Source organism: Microbulbifer epialgicus (genome assembly GCF_041447265.1).
GTDB classification, from domain to species: domain Bacteria; phylum Pseudomonadota; class Gammaproteobacteria; order Pseudomonadales; family Cellvibrionaceae; genus Microbulbifer; species Microbulbifer epialgicus.
Genome location: NZ_JBGMEK010000175.1, coordinates 1 through 3,399 on the forward strand (window position 1 = coordinate 1; position 3,399 = coordinate 3,399).

A 3,399-nucleotide genomic window follows, 5' to 3' on the forward strand; every position below is an offset into this window, starting at 1 on the left:
ATAGCGGCTATCAAAATCCAGGTCATGCCCTGATGATTCTGTTTTGGCACTGAAGGTTTCGTAGTGGGTCATATCCCCTAAATCTTGAATAACACAGCGCTCACAGTTAGGTGCGCGGTCTATCAAGATTTCAATGGCGGTGACCAGTTCCCGCTCTGCTATCTTCAGGTCAAAGTTATGGCCCACCTCTCGCTCATGGGCGAGCATTCCTAGATGACCATCTCCAATCTGTATCCAGGGAATGGTGTCTGTATCTAAATCACCTTGAGGCTCTAAGGGAGTCTCTACGGGCGGCAAGTCTTCGATATAAGTTTGAGCAAACGCCTCCATAGCTGCCTGCTGCTTTTGGATATCCTGCTGATTCTTCAGCCAGAATGCCGGGGTCGTTTCTGTCTTGGGAAAGTAAATGCTTGTCCCTTTAATTTCGAAGCCTTCAGGCACCTTCTGATGGTTCAAATGCTGGCTAGCATCCTTCAGGGCCCGCCTTCTCTTCAGCTCTGTAATAGTGCATGAAACTGCAGGGTGTTTAATTCCCAATTTGCGCGCCGCCGCACGAATAGAGCCCCACTTTTTCTCGCCTCCACACTCCTCAAACGCGCGACACTTGCGTCTTTCTGCCTCAGTCTTTGCGAACTTCAAAAGGCTCATGCTATGCACTCCCTTCGCTTTTGTAATAACCGTCTCTTTCTGTTGAATATCCGCTTTATCCTTTCGCAATACTCCCGGTTAAATCTCCGGATTTCGTTATTATTTTTTAACCAGTCGACTCGTCGGTTACCTATCTTTTCCCTCAGATTAAGTTCGTATTGCACGGCTACGGTCTCCGCTTTGTGGGCATATTTGGCAGAACCTGCGTTGCAACTTTTGCACTGCCGGTGATTATTCCAAAGGTTGAATCTCAGATGGCCAGCCGCACCCCTTGAGCGGAAGTGCCCTGCATCCCAGGCCCCACCGACCTTCCAACCCTGCTCTACTTCGATTTCATGCTCCGGACGGTTGCAGGAAATACACGGCTTGCCTCTATCCCTCTCGCGTACATAGGCATTTATTGAGCGCTGGGCCTCACCCATGATTTGAGAATCAGTTTTTAATGCCCTTTTGCGTGCTCTGGTTTCAGCTTTGAATTTTTTGGCTTCAAGCCTCTTTTGCTTCTCTGCCCGCTGAAATCCCAAATCAACAAGGTGGTCAACACAACAGACGAAATCTAACCCATTAACTATGCCATGCAGTACATTACAGCGGGTTTTGCATACTTTACATTTGCGGTATCGGGTGGCCATGATTGCTCCTACCGCATATTCATTTCTGCTCTGGCGTTCGCCTGCTTAGTGCGCCAGGTTTCCACTTTCATCTCGGTGACCTTTATTCCCATGCGCAACTTGAGCGCTGCTTCAGTTGCGTACCTCAAGCCCTCCAGCAGCTCAACATATTCGGGGTGGGCGTATGCTTCACGCTCTTGAGCCGCAGCAGATAGACCGGGCTTTGCGCGCTCAGCATCTTTCATCAGCAGGGCCTTCTTGGACTTGCGAAATTCGGCTAGGTAAACCCGCTCAGCTTCTGCTTGCGCATACTGGGCAGTCTTTTGCCGCAACTCTTCAAAAGTTTTCTCTTGCTGGTCCATAACGCTCCCTACTCCAACCCAATCAAAAACCAAACACCTGAGCCAACCGTCACAACCCACAGAAACAACTCTAGGAATAAAACTTTTTTTGTTGGGGCTAGCTCTTCACGATTCATTTCAGTTACACCGCCTGCAAATTCTCAAATCGGAACCGGCTGATTAGGCGCTCATCCTGATATCTGGGCTGGCCATTGTTCCCTTTTTTCATTTTCAGGTTGTAGCCAGAGAGACCGGTGGGTATTTGTTTAATTACACCGCCACGCGCTAAAAACTCTTTTGTCTTCGAGGCAATTGCCGCTCGGTCTGCTGACGTATTGCGAACAACTCCATGGTTTATAGGTCCGTATATCATTTGAATTCCCTCTCGATTATTGTTTACCAGTTGGTGTCTTCCAGCTCTTCCGCCAGCGTTGGCTGACTGGTGGATTCCTCTCGGGGTATGTATTCCCCCTCTAAAACCTCGGTGTATTCTTCGCTCATAGGTCAAACATTCCCCGCATTTTTGCTAGTTCGCTTTCACCGCTTTTGCGGGCTCGCTCCTGTGCGTTTTTGTCCGGTAGGGCCAGAGGCTCAAAGAGTTTGTGAATGCGAGCAGGATTGCCCTCACCTACCCCACCGTTTCGAATCAGGCCAATTGCGCGGTCAACATCCAGGAACTGAAAACCTTCAACACCGGCTTGGCGGTTGTCGTGATAGGTGGCCATGCCTGCGTCGATTTGCTCCCTGGTGAAATCCTTCAGGTGTGCGGCGTATTCACGCTTGGCCAGGGCCTCGGTTTTCTCGTCGGGGAACTGTCGGTCGTATTGCTCGCGATTCAGCAGGGAGAGGCGCAGGAAAAAGTAAGCCACGCTATCCCGCTGCTCTCGGCTCAATTCATCTGAACCCATGGGGCGCTTCAGTTCTGGCGGCTGGCTGAGGACGGTGGATATATTTTTCACTGTGATTCCCTCCTAGAAATTCGTTGCGCGTTCGTAGTCGTAGGTTGCTGCTGCACGCTCTGAGCGCTGCTGTGCTGCGGTTTTGAATTTAGGAGTGCTAGACCTTTCGCGCCTTAGCCAGTTGCGCCACGTAGCTAGCCAGTCAGCCTTGACGCCACGCTGGCCAGACTGGGCCACCCAGTAATCTCTGAACTCGTCAGCGATATCGTGAAGTCGGTTAATCAGGTCAGGGCGGACTCGTTGCGCTTCGGTGCGGAATTCTTCGGTGAGGGTCCAGTCGCCAGGAAGGCGTGTTCCACGCTTGGCTGGAGATTTTGGTTTTCGAGTGCTTGCGGGGGTGCGCTTCTGCGCACCCTCACTCTCAGACTGGTTACTTTCTCCAGTGGTTATTCTCTCTCCAGTGGTTATTTTCTTAGTATCTTTACTTTCTTGTGTCGGAAAATCCGTATCTGGGTTTGCCGTATCTGGATTATCCGTATCCGGTAAATCCGTATCCGGATTTTCAGGAAGTGGATTAGAGAGTTTCTGGGAGTCTCTAGGGGCGTCAGAAATCTCGTAATCAGTTCCGATCATTTTTCCTTTTTCATCACGATTGGTAATGCGCTCGCAATAACCAGACTCGATTAACTCGTTGAGTAATTTATAAATCTTGTCACGCCCTTCCTGAGCCTCTTTGGCCAGCGCTGAAGCTGATACCTCCCAGTGGTCAGGCTTCGACAGCAAGTGCAACAGGAGGCCGCTGGCAGCGAATGAGATACGGCGGTCACAGACAACCGAATTGGCAACCACTAGATAATTTGAGGACGGGCGAGCGCCACGACGAATCATAAAGCACCGCCT

At 50.6% G+C, this 3,399-nt stretch carries 6 protein-coding genes; all 6 read right to left on the minus strand.

Going from position 1 to position 3,399, the window contains the following annotated elements:
* Positions 1 to 648: helix-turn-helix domain-containing protein (locus ACCI49_RS24005; RefSeq protein WP_371841776.1), on the minus strand; the 648-nt coding region annotated here is incomplete at its 3' end.
* Entirely contained in the window at positions 645 to 1,280 is a 636-nt protein-coding gene (locus ACCI49_RS24010; RefSeq protein WP_371841778.1) for a recombination protein NinG, read from the minus strand. The genes ACCI49_RS24010 and ACCI49_RS24005, both read right to left, overlap by 4 nt.
* A gap of 8 nt (positions 1,281 to 1,288) precedes the next feature.
* Positions 1,289 to 1,621: a hypothetical protein gene (locus ACCI49_RS24015; RefSeq protein WP_371841779.1), complete on the minus strand. Its 333-nt coding sequence runs from the start codon at positions 1,619 to 1,621 to the stop codon at positions 1,289 to 1,291.
* A gap of 121 nt (positions 1,622 to 1,742) precedes the next feature.
* Positions 1,743 to 1,973, minus strand: coding sequence for a hypothetical protein (locus ACCI49_RS24020; RefSeq protein ID WP_371841780.1), 231 nt, complete (start codon positions 1,971 to 1,973; stop codon positions 1,743 to 1,745).
* 124 nt (positions 1,974 to 2,097) lie between these two features.
* Positions 2,098 to 2,559 carry a hypothetical protein gene (locus ACCI49_RS24025; protein WP_371841781.1) on the minus strand — a complete coding sequence of 154 codons (462 nt, stop codon included), beginning with the start codon at positions 2,557 to 2,559 and terminating at the stop codon, positions 2,098 to 2,100.
* Between the two features lie 12 nt (positions 2,560 to 2,571).
* Positions 2,572 to 3,399 (minus strand): helix-turn-helix domain-containing protein (locus tag ACCI49_RS24030; RefSeq protein ID WP_371841782.1); only part of this gene is annotated, 828 nt, incomplete at its 5' end.